Here is a 258-nt window from a genome sequence, read left to right as displayed (position 1 = left end):
ACTTCACTCAAAGAGACAAGAAAATCGACAGCGGGGAGTGAGATTTGTGAAATTCGAGCATACATACACTTTTGACATTCCAAGAGATGTCGTTTGGAAGCTTATCCAGAACGAAGAAGTTTTGAAAAAATCGATTCCAGGCTGCAAATCCTTTGCCCAGATGGACGATGGCATTTATCAAGCCGAAATGGGAGTGAGTGTTGGTCCAGTAAAAGGCGTATTTACAGGGCAGGTGCAGCAGGTGGACCAGAGGGAGCC

1 protein-coding gene is annotated in these 258 nt (G+C 45.7%); it reads left to right on the top strand.

Going from position 1 to position 258, the window contains the following annotated elements; translation table 11 throughout:
• Window positions 1–46: 46 nt before the first annotated feature.
• The coding region (locus SB773_RS32900) for an SRPBCC family protein (protein ID WP_410594612.1) at window positions 47–258 on the top strand (212 nt) is incomplete at its 3' end.

Origin of the sequence: Bacillus sp. SIMBA_074 (assembly GCF_046534555.1) — a bacterium.
Taxonomy (GTDB): Bacteria; Bacillota; Bacilli; order Bacillales; family Bacillaceae_G; genus Bacillus_A; species Bacillus_A mycoides.
The sequence above is the reverse complement of the archived record's forward strand: the minus strand, read 5'-3'. Positions and strand labels throughout refer to the sequence as shown.